Source organism: Streptomyces sp. NC-S4 (assembly GCF_054353315.1).
Window position 1 is genome coordinate 682,881 of record NZ_CM135937.1, and the last position, 20,178, is coordinate 703,058.

General features: G+C 73.3%; 1 protein-coding gene. It reads right to left on the reverse strand.

Annotated features, from left to right (window positions below; genetic code table 11):
* Nucleotides 1-101: 101 nt before the first annotated feature.
* The gene (locus ACXNSR_RS02860) at nucleotides 102-20,162 is read right to left on the reverse strand and encodes a type I polyketide synthase (protein WP_458640545.1); all 20,061 of its coding nucleotides are present in this window, start codon (nucleotides 20,160-20,162) and stop codon (nucleotides 102-104) included.
* Between the last annotated feature and the right edge of the window lie 16 nt (nucleotides 20,163-20,178).

Below are 20,178 nucleotides of genomic sequence, written 5' to 3' on the forward strand. Positions count from 1 at the left end.
GAGTTCAGAGGAACCCGAGGATATTTGAGGAAATTCGGGAAGCCGGTGGCCGTACCGCCGGAACAGGGGTTCCGGCGGTACGGCCTGGGGGTGGCTGGGGTTCAGCCCTGGCCGAACTTCTTGTCGATGAGGGCGAACAGTTCGTCGTCGCTCGCGTCCTCGATCGCGTCGGCCGCGCTGTCGCCGTCCGTCCGGCGGGCGTCGTTCCACTGCGCCAGCAGGGTCTGCAGGCGCACCGCGACGCGTGCGTGGGCCGCGTCGTCGCCGGCCGCGTCGGACAGTTCCGTCGGGTCGAGCGAGGCGAAGGTGCTCTCCAGGCGGTCGAGTTCCTCCAGTACGGAGAGCTTGCGCCCGCCCGTGTCCTCGGGTGCGACCTCGCTCAGCAGCTGCCGGGCGAGGGCGGCCGGGTTCGGGTAGTCGTAGACGAGGGTGGCCGGCAGCCGGAGCCCGGCGGCCGCGCCGAGCCGGTTGCGCAGTTCGACCGCGGTCAGCGAGTCGAAGCCCAGCTCCTTGAACGCCTGCTCCTCGCCGACGTGTTCCGCCGACTTGTACCCGAGGACGGCGGCCACCTGGCCCCGCACCAGGTTCAGTACGGTCCGCTCCCGTTCGGCGGCCGACAGCTCGGCCAGCCGCTGCGCCAGTGTCGGCTCGCCCGCCCCGGTGGCCGCGGTGGCCTCCCCGGCACGGTGCGCGCCGGGTGCCGTGGCCGCCGCCCGCCGCTGCCGTACCGGGGTCCGGACCAGACCTCGGAACATCGGCAGGATCCCGCCGTCCGCGGCCCGGGCCCGCAGGGTCGGCAGGTCGATCCCGACCGGCAGCAGGACCGGCTCGTCGTCCGCCGCGAGGGCCCGGTCGAAGAGTGCCAGGCCCTCCCGCGCCGACAGCGGTGCGACACCGCCGCGTGCGGCGCGTGCCCGCTCCGCCTCGGTGAGGCGACCCGCCATGCCGCGTTCCTCGGCCCACATGCCCCACACCAGGGACAGCGCGGTGAGACCGTGGGCCCGCCGGTGCCGGGCGAGGGCGTCGAGGAAGACGTTCGCCGCCGCGTAGTTGGCCTGACCCGCGCCGCCGAGGGTGCCGGCGGCGGCGGAGAAGAGGACGAACGCCGACAGGTCGAGGTGCCGCGTCAGCTCGTGCAGGTGGAGCGCCCCGTCGACCTTGGGCCGCAGGACCCGGTCCACCCTCTCGGGGGTGAGCAGGTCCACCACGCCGTCGTCCAGGACGGCCGCGGTGTGCACGACCGCCGTCAGCGGACGCTCGGCCGGTACGGAGTCCAGCAGCGCGGCCAGCGCGTCCCGGTCGGCTACGTCGCACGCCGCCCACGTGACCTCGGCACCCAGCGCGCCGAGCTGCTCGGTGAGTTCGGCGGCGGTGTCGGTGTCGGCGCCCCTGCGGCCCGTGAGCAGCAGGTGCCGTACCCCGTGTTCGGCGACCAGGTGGCGGGCGAGGAGCCCGGCGAGTCCACCGCCGGCCCCGGTGACCAGAACGGTGCCGCGCGTGTCGATGCGGGACACCGCGTCGCCGTCGGCCGGCGACTGGGCGCCGACCCGGGCGAGACGGGGTGCGTACAGCGCTCCGCCCCGTACGGCCAGTTCGGGTTCGTCGGACGCGAGGGCGCCCGCGAGGGCCCGGCCGGAGACGTCCGCGTCATCGAGGTCGACGAGGACGAACCGGTCGGGGTGCTCGGTCTGCGCGGCGCGCAGCAGGCCCCACACCGGGGTGTGGGCGAGGTCGCCGGCCTCGGCGTCGGTGTGGGCGGCCACGGCGCCCCTGGTGACGACGGCCAGCCGCGCGCCTGCGAACCGGCCGTTGTCCAGCCAGCCCTGCACGGCCGCGAGCGCCCGGTGCGTCACGTCGCGTACTTCCTGCGCGAGGAGGGCGCCGGCCTGCTCGGCCGTGCTGCCGGTGGCCGTCATGAACGGCAGGACCACGGTGTCGGGCGCCGGCTGCCGCCCGGCCGTGACGGCCTCGTCGAGTGCGGCGAGGTCCTCGTACGTCGCGACGGGGACGCCCGCGCCCCCGAGGGCAGCGGCGAGGAGCGACTGGCCGACGGCGTCGCCACCGTCGGCGTCGCCGATGACCACCAGGGTCGCGGCGGCCGGCCGGGCCGGCACCGGCGTACGCATCCAGTCGAGCCGGAACAGTGCGTCGTGCGCGCCTCGCGGGGCCACCGTGAACCGCTCGACGTCGATGTCCCGGGTCACCAGGGCTTCGACCGACGCGACGGGCGCACCCTGCTCGTCGGCCAGCTCGACGGACACGGTGTCCGTGCCGTCGGGGGTGATCCGCAGGCGCAGCGTGTCCGCGCCGGCCGCGTGCAGCCGTACTCCGTGCCAGGCCAGCGGCTCGCGACCGGCGGCGCCCACCGCCGCCAGCGCCTGCACGGCGGTGTCGAGCAGCGCCGGGTGAAGGGCGAACCCGCCCGCCGGGGGCTGCGGTTCGCCGGACAGCCGTGCCTGCGCGAAGACCTCCTCGCCCCGCGCCCAGACCCGGGTCAGGGTCCGCAGAGCGGGCCCGTGGTGGAGCCCGGCCGCCGTGAGCCGGTCGTAGAGCGCCTCGGCGGAGACCTCCTCGGCGCCGGTGGGCGGCCACGGCCCGGTGGCGGCGGTGTCGGCCGTTTCACCGGTCGCCGTGAGGAAACCGGTGGCGTTCCGGGACCAGGCTGCGCTGTCCGGGCCGTCGCCGGCGGCCGCCTCCGGGCGGCTGTGCACCTGTACGGAGCGGCGTCCGTCGTCGTCCGCGCCGCCCACGGTGAGCCGGAGCTGTACGGCCCCGTCCTCGGGGAGCACGAGCGGCGCCTCCAGGGCCAGCTCCCGCACCTGCCCGCATCCGGCCTCGCCTCCGGCCCGCAGGGCCAGTTCGACGAAGGCCGCGCCGGGCACGACGACCGAGTCGGCCACGACGTGATCGGCCAGCCACGGGTGCGTACGGCGGGAGAGCCGGCCGGTGAAGAGGAACCCGCCCGTGTCCGGCAGCTCGACCGCGGCGCCGAGCAGGGGGTGCCCGGCCGGCTCGACGCCGAGCGAAACGGCGTCCTCCGGCACGACGAACGAGTCGACCCAGTAGCGCTCGTGCTGGAAGGCGTACGTGGGCAGGTCGACGCGCCGGGCGCCGGAACCGGAGTAGAAGGCCGGCAAGTCGACGGTGACGCCGTGGGCGTGGGCCCGCCCGAGGGCGGTGACAAGCGTCTCGGCTTCCGCCCGACCCTTGCGGAGCAGGGGCACGAAGGCGGCGTCCTGCGTGACGCAGTCCTGGGCGAGGGCGGAGAGCACCCCGTCCGGGCCGAGCTCGACGTACGTGGTGACTCCGGCGGCCTCCAGGACGCGGATGCCGTCCAGGAAGCGGACCGCCTCGCGGACGTGGCGGACCCAGAAGTCGGCGGAGCCCATCTCGTCGGTGACGAGGGCACCGGTCAGGTTGGAGACGACCGGGATACGGGGGCTGCAGTACGCGATCCCCTCGGCCACCTTGCGGAAGTCGGCCAGCATGCCGTCCATGTGCGGCGAGTGGAACGCATGGCTGACCGTGAGCCGCTTGCTCTTCCGGTCGGGGAAGACCTTGGCGACGGCCTCCGCCGCGTCCCCGTCACCGGCCACCACGACCGACTCCGGACCGTTGACCGCCGCGATGCTGACACGGTCGTTGAGCAGCGGCAGGATCTCGTCCTCCGACGCCTGCACCGCGATCATCACGCCGCCGGAAGGCAGCGCCTGCATCAGGCGCCCACGAGCCGTGACCAGCGCGCACGCGTCCTCCAGGGACAGCACGCCCGCCACATGGGCAGCGGCGATCTCACCGATGGAGTGACCGGACAAGAAGTCCGGCCGCACACCCCAGCTCTCCACGAGCCGGAACAACGCCACCTCGACCGCGAACAACGCCGGCTGGGCGTACTCCGTACGGTCCAGCAGCTCCGCTTCCACGTCGAACAGTACGTGCTTCAAAGGCAGTTCGATGTGCGCGTCCATGTGGGCGCAGATCGCGTCCAGCGCGTCCGCGAACACCGGGTAGGCGTCGTAGAGCTCGCGGCCCATCCCGATCCGCTGGCTGCCCTGCCCGGTGAAGAGGAACGCCACCTGCTGTTCGGCGCCCGCCACGCCACGGATGAGTGCGGCGGCGGAGTCGCCCGTCGCCAGCGCGGTCAGGGCCTCGCGGTACTCCTTCCGCTCCCCCGCCACGATCACGGCGCGGTGGTCGAGCAGCGCCCGGCCGGTCGCGAGCGAGTGGCCGACGTCCACCGGACGCGGCTCGCCGTCCCCGGCGAGGTGGGCCAGGAGTCGAGCCGCCTGGTCGCGCAGGGCGGCTTCGGTCCTGCCCGACAGGATCCACGGCCACGTGCCGGGGCTCGTGGCCTCCACCGTCTCGGGGGCCTCCGGTGCCTGCTCCAGGATGGTGTGCGCGTTCGTACCGCTCACGCCGAAGGAGGAGATGCCGGCCCGGCGCGGACGGCCGGTCTCCGGCCATGCGCGCTGCTCGGTGAGGAGGGCGATGTCGCCCGCCGTCCAGTCGACGTGCGGGGTGGGCTCGTCCACGTGGAGGGTCTGCGGGAGCACCCCGTGCTGCATCGCGAGCACCATCTTGATGACACCGGCGACACCGGCAGCGGCCTGCGTGTGCCCGATGTTGGACTTGATGGAGCCCAGCAGGAGCGGCTGGTCGCCCGGCCGGTCCTGGCCGTAGGTGGCCAGAAGGGCCTGCGCCTCGATCGGGTCACCGAGCCGCGTACCCGTACCGTGGGCCTCCACTGCGTCCACGTCCGCCGCCGACAGACCGGCGCTGGCCAGGGCCTGGCGGATGACCCGCTGCTGGGAGGGGCCGTTGGGCGCGGTCAGACCGTTGCTCGCACCGTCCTGGTTGACGGCCGAGCCACGTACGACGGCCAGGACCGGGTGACCGTTGCGCCGGGCGTCCGACAGCCGCTCCACGAGCAGCATGCCGACACCCTCACCCCAGCCCGTACCGTCCGCCGCCGACGCGAAGGCCTTGATACGACCGTCTGCTGCGAGCCCGCCCTGTCGGCTGAACTCGACGAACGCCCCAGGCGTGGACATCACGGTGACACCGCCGGCCAGAGCGATCGAGCACTCGCCGCTCCGGAGCGCTTGCACCGCGAGGTGCAGGGCCACGAGCGAAGCCGAGCACGCGGTGTCGACGGTGACGGCCGGGCCTTCGAGACCGAACACGTAGGAGAGCCGCCCTGAGACGACGCTCGCAGAGTTGCCGGTGCTCATGAACCCGTCGCCGCCGTCGGCGGAGTTGAGGACGAGCGACAGGTAGTCCTGGCCGTTCGTCCCGACGAACACGCCGGCCTGCGTACCGCGCATCGACGACGGGTCGATCCCGGCCCGCTCGAAGGCCTCCCAGGAGGTCTCCAGCAGCAGGCGCTGCTGCGGGTCCATCGCGAGGGCCTCGCGCGGCGAGATCCCGAAGAAACCGGGGTCGAACTGCGCGACGTCGTAGAGGAATCCACCCTCACGGGCGTACGAGGTGTCCTGCTCGGACCTCGTCCCGAACAGTGACTCGGCGTCCCAGCCGCGGTCGGCCGGGAACTCGCCGATGGCGTCGCCGCCGGTGGCCAGCAGCTGCCAGAGGTCCTCGGGGGTGCGGACACCGCCGGGGAAGCGGCAGCTCATCGCGACGATCGCGATCGGATCGTCTTCCACAGCCCTCGCCACCGGGGCGAGGGCCGCCACCTCGGCTTCCGTGCCGAGCAGTTCGCCGAGCAGGTGTTCCGCCAGGTCGGCGGAGGTCGGGTAGTCGTAGATCAGCGTGGCCGGGAGGCGGAGCCCGGTGGCCGCACCCAGGTGGTTGCGCAGCTCGACGGCCGTCAGGGAGTCGAAGCCGAGCTCCTTGAACGCCCGTCCCGCGCCGACGCTCTCCGCGCCGGCGTGGCCGAGGACCGCGGCGACCTCCTTGCGCACGAGATCGAGCAGCGCCCGGTCCCGCTCGGCGGCGGAGAGGCCCGCCAGCCGCCGCCCGAGGGAGTGGCGGCCATCGGGCGTCCTGTCGCCGGGCCGGCTTTCGTCGCCTTCGCCCACGCGCGGGGCGAGGACGTTGCGGGCCTCCGGCAGTTCGGCGAGGAGGCTGCTGGGGCGCACGGCGGTGAAGCCGGGGGCGAATCGGCCCCAGTCCACGTCCACGACGGTGATGGCGGTGTCGTTCGCGCCGAGGGCCCGGTGAAGGGCCTCGATGGCCGACTCGGCGTTCATGGGCGGCACGCCACCCCGCCGCATCCGGGCATCCAGCGCACCGTCGGCGGCCATACCGCCTTCGGCCCAGGGACCCCACGCGATCGAGGTCGCGGCCAGCCCGGCGGCGCGCCGCTGCTCGGCGAGGGCATCGAGGTAGGCGTTGGCCGCGGCGTAGTTGGCCTGACCGGCGGTACCGATGGTGCCGGTCATGGAGGAGAAGAGTACGAATGCGGAGAGCTCGATGCCGAGCTCGACGGTCAGCTCGTGCAGATTGAGGGCGGAGGTCGCCTTCGCGCGCAACACGCTCTCGAAACGCTCGGGCGTGAGGGCGTCGAGGACACCGTCGTCAAGGATCCCGGCGGTGTGGACGACCGCCGTCAGCGTGTCGGCCTCGGCTTCCAGGAGCGCGCGCAGAGCGTCACGGTCGGAGGCGTCACACGCCACGACCGACACCTCAACACCCAGCCCGGACAGCTCCGCCACCAGCTCAGCGGCACCCGGAGCGTCAAGACCACGACGGCTCGTCAGCACCAGACGCTCGACACCCGCACCCGCCAGCCAACGTGCAACCCGGCCACCCAGAGCACCCGTACCACCCGTCACCAGAACCGTGCCGGACGGCGTCCACGAGTCCGTGCTGCTGCCGCTCGCGGCGCGGACCAGCCTGCGCCCGAACACCCCGGACGACCGCACAGCAACCTGATCCTCACCAGAGCCGGCCAGCACAGCCACCAGACGGGACATGGCCCGCTCGTCCCACACCTCGGGCAGATCGACCAGACCACCCCAACGCTCGGGCAGTTCGAGGGCGGCCACACGGCCCAGGCCCCACACCTGCGCCTGAACCGCCGACACCAGATGATCCGACCGGCCGACGCTGACCGCACCACGGGTCAGGCACCACAGCGGCGCCTCCACCCCCGCATCACCCAACGCCTGCACCAAACAGGCAGACGCCACGACACCCGCAGTCTCATCCAGAGCCAGCAGCGACACCACACCCGCAACAGAACTCACACCGGACAACAGCCGAGCCAGAGACGCACGATCGGCGTCAGCCGCGACAACAACTCGCCGGACCTCAGCCCCACCCGCAGCCAGCGCATCCACCACACCAGCAGCCAGGGACTCGTCCTCGCGCGCGACGACTACCCACTCGCCGCCCAGCGTCCCGCCCGACACAGTCAGAGGCTTCCACGACACCCGGTAGCGCCAGCCATCGATGTCCGACCGAGTGCTCACGTCACTGCGTCGCACGAGAGCCGTCTCCGGCCAGTACCGCCGACGCTGGAAGGCGTACGTCGGCAGGTCAACGCGCCGCGCACCCGTTCCGTAGACCGACTGCCAGTCGACGGCGATCCCACGGACATGGCTCTGTGCCAGAGCGGCCATCGCCGTCTCGGTCTCAGGACGGCCCCTCCGTACGACGGGAGCGAACGCCGCCTCGCCGGCGCTGAGGCACTCCTGGCCGAGAGCCGAGAGCACCCCGTCGGGGCCGAGCTCGACATACGTCGTCACTCCCGCGCCCTCCAGGACGCTCATGCCGTCGAGGAAACGGACGGCCTCGCGGACGTGTCGCACCCAGAAGTCGGGCGAGGCCATCTCGTCGGTGACGAGGGCACCGGTCAGGTTCGACACGACCGGGATACGCGGGGCGCCGAACGACAGCCCCTCCACGACCTGCTGGAAGTCGGCCAGCATGCCGTCCATGTGCGGCGAGTGGAAAGCATGGCTGACCGTCAGCCGCTTGGACTTGCGATCGGCGAACGACTCCACCACGGCCGTAGCGGCGTCCTGGTCACCGGCGATGACCACCGAGCGCGGGCCGTTGACCGCCGCGATGCTCACCCGGTCCGTCAACAGCGGCAGGACCTCGTCCTCCGAAGCCTGGACGGCGATCATCGCCCCACCACCCGGCAGCGCCTGCATCAGCCGTCCGCGAGCCGCGACCAGCACGCACGCGTCCTCCAGCGAGAACACCCCGGCGACGTGCGCGGCAGCGATCTCACCGATCGAGTGACCGGACAGGAAGTCCGGCCGCACACCCCAGCTCTCCAGGAGCCGGAACAACGCCACCTCGAGGGCGAACAGCGCCGGTTGCGTGTACTCCGTACGATCCAGCAGCGCCGCGTCGTCCCCGAACAGGACCTCCTTCAGCGGCAGTTCGAGGTCGAACCGCTCGCACACCGCGTCGAGGGCCGCCGCGAAGGCCGGGTGGGCCTCGTACAGCTCACGCCCCATACCCAGCCGCTGACTGCCCTGCCCCGTGAACAGGAAGGCGACCTTCCCACCGACCGGAGAGCCCTTCACCACGCCCGCCGACGCGTCCCCCGCCGCCAGCGCCGCGAGGCCGGCCAGCAGACCCTCACGGTCCGCCGCCACCACCGCCGCACGGTCCTCGAAGGCGGTCCTGCCGACCGCCAGCGACCGGCCGACGTCGACCGGACGAAGAGCGGGGTCCGCGAGCAGTCGCTCGCGGAGGCTGTGGGCCTGGGCGCGGAGTCCCGCGTCGCTCTTCGCCGAGATCACCAGCGGCAGGGGTCGGAGGGCCGGATCGACCGCCCCGGCGTCCTCGGACACTTCCTCCGCCTGCGGCAGCGGCGCCTGCTCGATGATCGTGTGCGCGTTGGTGCCGCTGAAGCCGAACGAGGAAACACCGGCCCGGCGCGGGCGCCCGGTCTCGGGCCACGCGCGCTGCTCGGTGAGCAGCGTGATGTCACCCGCGGTCCAGTCCACCTGCGGCGACGGCTCGTCAATGTGGAGGCTCTGCGGAAGCACCCCGTGCTGCATGGCCAACACCATCTTGATCACGCCCGCCACACCGGCCGCGGCCTGGGTGTGACCGATGTTGGACTTGATGGAACCGAGCAGCAGCGGCTGGTCCGCGGCGCGGTCCTGGCCGTAGGTGGCCAGCAGCGCCTGCGCCTCGATGGGGTCACCCAGGGTCGTGCCCGTGCCGTGGGCCTCGACCGCGTCGACCTCGGCGGCCGACAGACCCGCACTCGCCAGAGCGGCGCGGATCACGCGCTGCTGCGAGGGGCCGTTGGGCGCGGTCAGACCGTTGCTCGCACCGTCCTGGTTGATCGCCGAACCCCGCACCACCGCCAGCACCGGATGCCCGTTGCGCCGGGCGTCCGACAGCCGCTCCACGAGCAGCATGCCGACACCCTCACCCCACCCCGTACCGTCCGCCGCCGCCGCGAACGCCTTGATACGGCCGTCTGCGGCCAGGCCGCGCTGGCGGCTGAACTCGATGAACGTGCCGGGGGTCGACATGACGGTGACGCCACCGGCCAGCGCCAGCGAGCACTCGCCGTTGCGCAGCGCCTGGATCGCCCAGTGCAGGGCCACCAGCGACGACGAACACGCCGTGTCGATCGTCACCGCCGGGCCCTCCAGCCCGAACACGTACGACAGTCGGCCGGACACGACACTGGCGGCGTTGCCCGTGCCCAAGTGCCCCTCGAGGCCCTCCGGTTCCTCCAGCAGGACGGAGAGGTAGTCCTGGCCGTTGGTGCCGACGAACACACCGGCCTGGCTGCCGCGCAGCATCTCGGGGTCGATCCCGGCCCGTTCGAAGGCCTCCCACGAGGTCTCCAGGAGGAGCCGCTGCTGCGGGTCCATGGCGAGGGCCTCGCGCGGCGAGATCCCGAAGAAGTCGGCGTCGAAGTCGGCGGCGTCGTAGAGGAAGCCGCCCTGACGGGCGTACGAGGTGCCCTGCGCGCTCGGGTCGGCGTCGTACAGGGCGTCGAGGTCCCAACCGCGGTCGAGGGGAAGGTCCGAGATCGCGTCGGAGCCGGACGCCAGCAGCTGCCAGAGGTCTTCGGGGTTGCGCACGCCGCCGGGGAAACGGCAGCTCATCGCGACGATCGCGATGGGGTCGTCGGCGGTTGCCGTGGCCACCGGGCCGGTCGCCACCACCTGTGCGCCGAGGAGCTCTGAGAGCAGGTTGGCGGCGAGTGCGGCCGGGGTCGGGTAGTCGTAGACGAGTGTGGCCGGCAACCGCAGTTCGGTGACCGCGCCGAGGCGGTTGCGGAGTTCGACGGCGGTGAGCGAGTCGAATCCGATCTCGCGGAAGGCCCGTCCCGGCTCGACGTCCTGGGCACCGGAGTGCCCGAGGACCTCGGCGACCTGCGTGCGCACGAGGTCGAGGAGGAACGGCTCGCGGTCGCCGTCCGACATGCTCCGGAGGTGCGCGGCGAGCGACGAACCCGAACGCTCGGTACGGGTGCCCGTGGGCTCGGAAGCGCGGATGACGGCCTCGGCCTCCGGCAGATCGGTGAGCAGCCTGCCGGCGCGTACGGCCGTGAACCCGGGCACGAACTTCGCCCAGTCGAAGTCGACGATCGTCAGCGCCGCGTCGTCGGAGCCGACGGCCTGTCGGAGCGCGGTGATCGCGAGATCGGCGTTCATGGGCGGGACACCGCCCCGGCGCAACCTGGCCTCGAGGGCCTCGTCGGCGGCCATACCGCCGTCGGCCCAGGGACCCCACGCGATCGAGGTAGCGGCCAGCCCGGCGGCACGACGCTGCTCGGCGAGGGCGTCCAGGTACGCGTTCGCGGCAGCGTAGTTCGCCTGACCAGCCGCGCCGATCGTGCCGCTCATGGAGGAGAACAGCACGAACACGGAGAGCTCGATACCGAGCTCGACGGTCAGCTCGTGCAGGTTCAGCGCCGAGGCCGCCTTCGCGCGCAGCACGCTCTCGAAACGGTCGGGGGTAAGGGCGTCGAGGACACCGTCATCCAGCACACCAGCCGTGTGCACGACCGCCGTCAGCGTGCCGGCCTCGGCCTCCAGCAGCGTACGCAGGGCGTCACGGTCGGAGGCGTCACACGCCACGACCGACACCTCAACACCCAGCCCCGACAGCTCCGCCACCAGCTCGGCGGCACCCGGAGCCTCAAGGCCCCGACGGCTGGTCAGCACCAGACGCTCGACACCCGCACCGGCCAGCCAGCGCGCGACCCGGCCACCCAGAGCACCCGTACCACCCGTCACCAGAACGGTGCCGGACGGTGTCCACGAGTCCGTGCTGCTGCCGCTCGCGGCACGGATCAGCCGACGCCCGAACACCCCGGACGACCGCACAGCAACCTGATCCTCACCAGAGCCGGCCAGCACAGCCACCAGACGGGACATCGCCCGCTCGTCCCACACCTCAGGAAGGTCAACCAGACCACCCCAACGCTCGGGCAGTTCGAGGGCGGCCACACGGCCCAGACCCCACACCTGAGCCTGAACCGCCGACACCAGACGATCCGAACGACCCACACTCACCGCACCACGGGTCAGGCACCACAACGGCGCCTCCACCCCCGCATCACCCAACGCCTGCACCAAACCAGCCGTCGCCGCAACAACCCCGACCGACTCGTCCAACGCGAGCAGCGACACCACACCAGCAACAGAACCCACACCGGACAACAGCCCAGCCAGAGAAGCACGATCAGCGTCGGCCTCAACGACCACCCGGCGGACCTCAGCGCCGCGCCCGGCGAGCGCACCCGACACAGCCGCGTCATCCGCGCCATCGGAAGGAACCACCACCAGCCACAGCCCCGACAACCGCGCACCAGCGCCCATGGCATCCGTCAGCGGCTTCCACGACACCCGGTAACGCCAGCCATCGATTTCGGACTGCTCCTGGCCCTGCCGACGCCATGCCGACAGCGCGGGAACGAGGTCGCTGAAGCGTGCGTCGCCGTCCACCTCCAGTTCGGACGCCAGCGAGGTGAGATCGCCGCGCTCCACGGCCTCCCAGAACCTGCTGTCCACCGCGTCCACGGCGGGCGCGGCGGCCACGACCGCGCCGGACAGGATCGTCTCCGGCCAGTAGCGCTGCCGCTGGAAGGCGTACGTCGGCAGCTCCACCCGCCCGGCGCCCGTACCGGCGAAGAAGGCGGACCAGTCCACCTCCACACCCCGCACATGAGCCTGCGCCACGGCAGTGACCACCGTCTCCGGCTCACCACGCCCCGAACGCAGGACAGGTACGAAGGCGATGTCCGCGTCACCGGTCAGACAGTCCTGGACGAGCGCGGACAGCACGCCGTCCGGGCCCAGCTCCATGAACGTCGTCACGCCGGCCGCCTCCAGCGCGCGGACGCCGTCGAGGAAGCGGACCGCCTCACGGACGTGCCGCACCCAGAACTCCGCCGAACCCATCTCGTCCGAGACGACCGCACCGGTCAGGTTCGACACGACCTGAATACGCGGGGCCTCGAACGACAGCCCGTCGACCACCCGGCGGAAGTCCTCCAACATGCCGTCCATGTGCGGCGAATGAAAGGCGTGACTGACCATCAACTTCTTGGACTTGCGGTCGGCGAACGCCTCTACGACTGCCGTTGCGGCGTCCTCGTCACCGGCGATAACCACCGCCCGGGGGCCGTTGACGGCCGCAATGCTCACCTGGTCCGTCAGCAGCGGCAGGACCTCGTCCTCCGACGCCTGCACCGCGACCATCACACCACCGGCCGGGAGCGCCTGCATCAGTCGGCCACGCGCCGCCACCAGCGCACACGCATCGTCCAGCGCGAACACACCGGCCACGTGCGCGGCGGCGATCTCACCGATCGAGTGACCGGACAGGAAGTCCGGCCGCACACCCCACGACTCGATCAGCCGGAAGAGCGCCACCTCAACGGCGAACAGGGCCGGCTGGGTGTACGCGGTCTCGTCCAGCACGGCAGCGTCCGAGCCGAACAGGACGTCCTTCAGCGGCAGTTCGAGGTGGGTATCCATGCGGGCGCAGATCGCGTCCAGCGCGTCCGCGAACACCGGGAAGGCGTCGTAGAGTTCACGGCCCATCCCCAGCCTCTGGCTCCCCTGCCCCGTGAACAGGAACGCCAGTCCACCACCCGACACCGCGCCCCGCACCAGCCCCGGCACCTGCTCGCCGGCGGCCAGGGCCGCCAGGCGCCCGAGGAGGGTCTCGCCGTCCGACGGTGCGCCGATGAGGACCGCTCGGTGTTCCAGCGCGGCGCGGTGCGTCGCGAGGGAGAGGCCGAGGTCGAGTGCGCCCCGGGTGCCGGACTCCGCCAGTGCGTCGGCCGCGGCCGGGTGCAGGCGTTCCGCCTGGGCCCGCAGGGCGGACGCGGTGCGGCCGGAGACGAGCCACGGCAGCACCGGGAGCCCCGGCCCGGCCGGGGGCGCGGGCATCGGTTCGCCCGTGGGCAGCGGTGCCTGCTCGATGACGGCGTGGGCGTTGGTGCCGCTGTAGCCGAAGGACGAGATGCCCGCCCGCCGCGGGCGCCCGGTCTCGGGCCACGCGCGCTGCTCGGTGAGGAGCTCGATGTCTCCGGCCGACCAGTCCACGTAGGGGGTCGGCTCGTCGATGTGGAGCGTCTGCGGGAGGATGCCGTTCCGCATCGCCATGACCATCTTGATCACACCGGCGACACCGGCCACGGCCTGCGTGTGCCCGATGTTCGACTTCACGGAGCCGAGCAGCAGCGGCCGGTCCGCCGGCCGGTCCTGCCCGTACGTGGCCAGCAGTGCCTGCGCCTCGATCGGGTCCCCGAGCCGCGTACCCGTGCCGTGTGCCTCGACGGCGTCCACGTCCCCGGCGGTCAGACCGGCGTCGGCGAGGGCTTCGCGGATGACGCGCTGCTGGGAGGGGCCGTTGGGGGCGGTCAGGCCGTTGCTGGCGCCGTCCTGGTTGACCGCCGTGCCGCGGACGACCGCGAGGACGGGGTGGCCGTTGCGGCGGGCGTCCGAGAGCCGCTCCAGGAGCAGGAGGCCGACGCCCTCGGACCAGATCGTGCCGTCGGCGGCCGCGGCGAACGCCTTGATGCGGCCGTCCGAGGCGAGTCCGCGCTGGCGGCTGAACTCGGTGAACGCGCCCGGCGTGGACATGATGGTGACGGCGCCCGCGAGGGCCATCGCGCACTCGCCCCGGCGCAGCGACTGGGCCGCGAGGTGCAGGGTGACGAGCGAGGAGGAGCAGGCCGTGTCGAGGGTGACCGCCGGGCCCTCCAGGCCGAAGGAGTAGGAGATGCGGCCGGAGACGACGCTGGCCGCGTTGCCGGTGCCGAGGTGGCCTTCGAGGCCGTCGCCGTCGTTCAGCCAGAGCTGCAGGTAGTCCTGGGCGTTCGAGCCGATGAACACGCCCGTGCGGCTGCCGCGCAGGCCGGTGGGGTCGATGCCGGCGCGCTCGAAGGTCTCCCAGGTGGTCTCCAGGAGGAGCCGCTGCTGGGGGTCCATGGCGAGGGCTTCGCGCGGGGAGATCCCGAAGAAGGCGGCGTCGAAGTCGGCGGCCTCGTGGAGGAAGCCGCCCTCGCGGACGTAGCTGGTGCCCTCGCGGTCGGGGTCGTCGCTGTAGAGGGTGTCGAGGTCCCAGCCGCGGTCGGCGGGGAAGGCGGTGATGCCGTCGCGGCCTTCGGCGAGCAGACGCCACAGGTCCTCTGGGGAGGTGATGCCGCCGGGGAAGCGGCAGCTCATCGCGACGACGGCGATCGGGTCGTCGTCGTCCGCGGCGCGCCCGTTCGCGGCGGCCGGGCGCCGGGCCGGGAGGCCGCCCCGGCCGGCGTCGGCGCCCGGGTCGGCCGCGAGGTCGCCGACCAGCTCCTCGCGGAGGTACTGCGCGAGGGCGGTCGCCGTCGGGTAGTCGAAGACGAGGGTGGCGGGCAGTCGGCGGCCGGTGGCCTCGCCGAGCAGGTTGCGCAGTTCGACGGCGGTGAGCGAGTCGAAGCCCAGCTCCTTGAAGGACCGGCCCGGCTCGACGGCGGCGGCGCCCGGGTAGCCCAGGGCCGCGGCGACCTGCTTGCGTACCAGGTCGAGCAGCGTACGGTCCTGCTCGGCGGCGGGAAGCCCCGCCAGGCGCTGCCTCAGGCCGGACGCGTCGGCCGCGGCGGCCGCACCGCCCGCGTGCCGGCGGGTGGGCACCCGTACGAGTCCGCGCAGCAGCGGGGACAGGGTGCCGGCCTGGGCCTGCGGGCGCAGCCATGCGAGGTCGACGCGCATCAGGACCGGGGCGGTCTCGTCGAGCCGGTGCGCGAGGTCGAAGAGGTCGAGGCCCTCCGCGGAGGTGAGCGGGGGCAGTCCGCCGCGGGTCATGCGGCTGATGTCGGCGTCGGTGAGGCTGCCGGCCATGCCCGCGCCGTCGGCCCACAGGGCCCAGGCCAGGGAGGTGGCGGGGAGCCCCAGGGACCGGCGGTGCTGGGCGAGCGCGTCGAGGAAGACGTTGGCGGCCGCGTAGTTGCCCTGACCGGCGCCGCCGAAGACGCCGCCGATGGACGAGAACAGCACGAAGGCGGAGAGGTCGAGGTCGCGGGTCAGTTCGTGGAGGTTGACGGCCGCGTCGGCCTTGGGCCGCAGGACGGCCGACAGGCGCTCGGGGGTGAGGGAGGTGATCACGCCGTCGTCGAGCACACCGGCGGTGTGGATGACGGCGCCGAGCGGGTGCTGGGCGGGTATCGCCGCCAGTACGGCCGCCAGCGCGTCCCGGTCCGCCACGTCGCAGGCGGCCCAGGTCACCGAAGCGCCTTCGGCGGCGAGTTCGGCGCCGAGCCGCTGTGCCTCGGGGGTGGATCCGCCCCGGCGGCCGACGAGGAGCAGGTGCCGTACGCCGTGCTCGGCGACGAGCCGGTGGGCGATCAGGCCGCCGAGGAGGCCGCCGGCGCCGGTGATCAGCACGGTCGACTCCGGCGCGTACGCCGGGCCGGAGCCGGCCGCGCTCGGCTGGTCGGGGGTCTCGCGGGCCACGCGGGCGAGACGGAGCGCGTGGAGGGTGCCCGCGCGTACGGCGAGCTGCGGCTCGCCCGCGGCGAGGGCGGCGGGCAGGGCGCGTACGGAGTCCTCGGCGCCGTCGGTGTCGATCAGCAGGAGCCGGTCGGGGTGCTCGGACTGCGCGGAGCGCAGCAGGCCCCGGACGGCCGCGTGGACCGGGTCGCAGGCCGTTGCGGCGTCGGCGCCGGCCGCGACGGCGCCCCGGGTGAGGACGACGAGGCGGGTGCCGGCGAACCGGTCGCCCGTGAAGGGCTCCTCGCCGAGCCAGGTGCGGGCGAGGGCGAGGGCCCGGTGCGTGGCCCGGTGCACGGCCTCGGCGGAGAGCTCGGGGGTGGCCGGGCCGTCCGCGTCCGCGTCGGCGGCGGTGGCGGTGGCCTGCCCGAAGCCGACGAAGACGGCCTCCGGTACGGGCGCTCCGGCCTCGACGGCCGCCGCCAGCTCGGCCAGGTCGGCGTAGCCGGGGATCGCGTCGGCCGTGGGAAGGAGGGCGGCCGGGAGGAGGGCGGCCGGGGCCATCGGGCCAAGAGCGGCCCACCGGCCGCCGGCCGGCGTACCCGGGGCGTCCGCGGCGGCGGGCAGTGCGGTCCACTCGGTGCGGAACACCGACTCGTGGTAGGCGGTGCGCGCCGCCTGGACCTGTTCGGCCGACACGGCCCGCAGGACGAGCGAGTCGACGGTCGCGACGGGCCCGCCCGTGGAGTCCGCGATCTCCAGGCGGACGCCGTCGGTCCCCCGGGGCGTGAGGCGCACGCGCAGGGCGTCGGCCCCGGTGGCGTGGAGGGTCACTCCGCTCCACGCGAACGGGAGGCGGCCCTCGCCCTCGGTGCCGCCCAGGACGCCGAGGCCCAGCGTGTGGAGCGCGGCGTCCAGCAGGGCGGGGTGGAGGCCGAAGTCCCGTGCTGCGGAGGCGGTTTCCTCGGGCAGGGTGACCTCGGCGTAGACGCTGTCGCCCTGCCGCCAGGCCGCGGTGAGGCCGCGGAACGCCGGGCCGTAGCCCATGCCGACGTCGGCGAGGTCGGTGTAGAGGCCGTCCGTGGCAAGGGGCTCGGCGCCGGCCGGGGGCCACTGCACGGGCGCGAAGCTCGGCGGGGCAGAGGCGGGCGTGTGGGCCAGTACGCCGCCGGCGTGGCGCGTCCAGGGCTCGTCGGCCGCGCTGTCCTTCGGGCGGGAGGAGAGGCCGAAGGCGCGTCGGCCCGTGCCGTCGGCGTCGGGCGCGCTCACGTACATCTGGAGCTGGACGCCGCCGCGTTCGGGCAGGATCAGCGGCGCTTCGAGGGTCAGCTCCTCGACGAGGTCGCAGCCGACCTGGTCCCCGGCCCAGATCGCCAGGTCGACGAAGGCCGTGCCGGGCAGCAGGACGCTGCCCATGACCTGGTGGTCCACCAGCCAGGGATGGGTGGTCGGCGAGAGCAGGGCGGTGAAGACGAAGCCCTCGGAGTCGGCGAGCGCGACGGTCGCGCCGAGGAGCGGGTGTGCGGCCTCGTCGAGCCCGGCCGCGCCCACGTCACCGGCCCGGGTGCCCGGCTCGATCCAGTAGCGCTGCCGCTGGAAGGCGTAAGTGGGCAGGTCGTCGACTCGCTGGGCCTCGGGGGCGGAGAAGAAGGCCTGCCAGTCGACCCGGATCCCGTGGGCGTGGGCCCGGGCGAGTGCGGTGACGAGGCTCTCCGCCTCGGGGCGACCCTTGCGCAGCACGGGGACGAGGACGGCGTCCTGCGTGACGCAGTCCTGGGTGAGGGCGGAGAGGACGCCGTCGGGGCCGAGCTCGACATACGTCGTCACTCCCGCGCCCTCCAGGACGCTCATGCCGTCGAGGAAGCGGACCGCCTCGCGGACGTGTCGCACCCAGAAGTCGGGCGAGGCCATCTCGTCGGTGACAAGGGCACCGGTCAGGTTGGAGACGACCGGGATGCGCGGGGTTCCGAACGACAGCCCCTCCACGACTTGCCGGAAGTCGGCCAGCATGCCGTCCATGTGCGGCGAGTGGAACGCGTGGCTGACCGTCAGCCGCTTGGACTTGCGGTCGGCGAACGCCTCCAGCACCGCCGTAGCGGCGTCCTCGTCACCCGCGATGACCACCGAGCGCGGACCGTTGACCGCCGCGATGCTCACCCGGTCCGTCAACAGCGGCAGGACCTCGTCCTCCGAAGCCTGCACCGCGACCATCACACCACCGGACGGCAGCGCCTGCATCAACCGGCCACGCGCCGCGACCAGCACGCACGCGTCCTCCAAGGACAGCACACCGGCGACGTGCGCGGCCGCGATCTCACCGATGGAGTGACCGGACAGGAAGTCCGGCCGCACACCCCAGCTCTCCAGGAGCCGGAACAACGCCACCTCGAGGGCGAACAGCGTCGGCTGCGTGTACTCCGTACGATCCAGCAGCGCCGCGTCGTCCCCGAACAGGACCTCCTTCAGCGGCAGTTCGAGGTCGAACCGCTCGCACACCGCGTCGAGGGCCGCCGCGAAGGCCGGGTGGGCCTCGTACAGCTCACGCCCCATCCCGAGACGCTGGCTCCCCTGCCCCGTGAACAGGAAGGCGACCTTCCCACCGACCGGAGAGCCCTTCACCACCCCCGCCAGCGCCTCGCCCGCCGCCAGCGCCGCGAGGCCGGCCAGCAGACCCTCACGGTCCGCCGCCACCACCGCCGCACGGTCCTCGAAGGCGGTCCTGCCGACCGCCAGCGACCGGCCGACGTCGACCGGGCTCTGCCCGGGGTGCTCCCCGGCGTGGGCCAACAGGCGCTCCGCCTGCTCGCGCAGGGCGTCCTGGCCCTTGGCCGACAGGAGCCAGGGCACGACCCTCGGCTCCGGTCCCGCGTCGCCGTCGGTCCGCTCCAGGGCCCGGTCGGCCTCCGGCGCCTGCTCGATGATCGTGTGCACGTTGGTGCCGCTGACGCCGAACGCGGAGACACCGGCCCGGTACGGGCGGCCGGTCTGCGGCCACGCCCGCTGCTCGGTGAGCAGCGAGACCGCGCCCTCCGACCAGTCGACGTGCGAGGTCGGCCGGTCCACGTGCAGGGTCTTGGGCAGCACTCCGTGCCGCATCGCCATGACCATCTTGATGATGCCCGCGATGCCGGCGGTGTTCTGGGTGTGTCCGAGGTTCGACTTCAGCGAGCCCAGCCACAGCGGCCGGTCCGCCGGGCGGTCCTGGCCGTACGTGGCCAACAGCGCCTGCGCCTCGATCGGGTCGCCCAGGGTCGTGCCGGTGCCGTGTGCCTCGACGGCGTCGACGTCGGCGGGGGTCAGGCGGGCGCTTTCGAGGGCCTGGCGGATGACGCGCTGCTGGGCGGGGCCGTTGGGCGCGGTCAGTCCGTTGGAGGCGCCGTCCTGGTTGACGGCCGAACCGCGTACGACGGCCAGGACGCGGTGTCCGTTGCGGCGGGCGTCGGAGAGGCGTTCCACCAGCAGGACGCCGACACCCTCGGACCAGCCGGTGCCGTCGGCCGCCTCGGCGAAGGACTTGCAGCGGCCGTCGGCCGACAGTCCGCGCTGGCGGCTGAACTCGACGAAGACCTCCGGGCCGGCGAGGACGGTGACGCCGGCGGCGAGGGCCAGCGAGCACTCCCCCTGGCGCAGGGCCTGGACGGCCATGTGCAGGGCGACGGAGGAGGACGAGCAGGCCGTGTCGACGGTGGCGGCGGGACCTTCCAGGCCGAAGACGTAGGCGAGGCGGCCGGAGACGACGCTGGAGGCGGTACCGGTGAGGAGGTGCCCCTCGACCCCGTCGGGCAGCTCGTCCGAACCGGCGCCGTAGGCGTTGGCGGACGCGCCGACGAACACGCCGGCGCGGCTGCCGCGCAGGGTCGCCGGGTCGATGCCGGCCCGTTCGAAGACCTCCCAGGTGGTCTCCAGCAGCAGGCGCTGCTGCGGGTCCATGGCGAGGGCCTCGCGCGGGGAGATCCCGAAGAAGGAGGCGTCGAACTCGGGTGCCTCGTAAAGGAATCCGCCGTGGCGGGCGTAGGTCGTGCCGGGGTGGTCGGGGTCCGGATCGTACAGCGACTCGACGTCCCAGCCGCGGTCGGCGGGGAAGCCCGATATGGCGTCACCGCCGCTCTCGACGAGCTTCCACAGGTCCTCGGGCGAGCTGATTCCGCCGGGGAACCGGCAGCTCATGCCGACGATGGCGATCGGTTCGCGGGAGGCGTCGGTGAGCTCCTGGTTCCGGCGGCGCAGCCGCTCGGTTTCCTTGAGGGAGGCCCGCAGCGCTTCAACGACTTTTTCGTTCGGGGTGGTCATCACTTACTCCGCACTT